Here is a 240-nt window from a genome sequence, read left to right as displayed (position 1 = left end):
GGCCTGCTTCACGTGCTACAGAACGAATTTCATCAGTTCCATCATTAATTTCAGGAACTTCCATTTCGAATAAACGTTTTAAAAGACCAGGATGTGTAGGTGATACGTAAATTTGTGGTCCTTTCGTTGTTTTTTCTACTTTCGTAATTAATACTCGAATACGTTCATGTGGTTTGTACTGTTCGTTTGTCATTTGCTCACTTACAGGTAATAAATCTTCTACTTTCCCTAAGCTTACAT

At 36.2% G+C, this 240-nt stretch carries 1 protein-coding gene; it reads right to left on the bottom strand.

What is annotated here, in order from left to right:
• Positions 1–240: S1 RNA-binding domain-containing protein (locus JDS82_RS29415; protein WP_199714342.1), on the bottom strand; the 240-nt coding region annotated here is incomplete at both ends.

It is taken from the genome of Bacillus cereus group sp. N14 (assembly GCF_016483555.1).
GTDB lineage: Bacteria > Bacillota > Bacilli > Bacillales > Bacillaceae_G > Bacillus_A > Bacillus_A wiedmannii.
The sequence above is the reverse complement of the archived record's forward strand: the minus strand, read 5'-3'. Positions and strand labels throughout refer to the sequence as shown.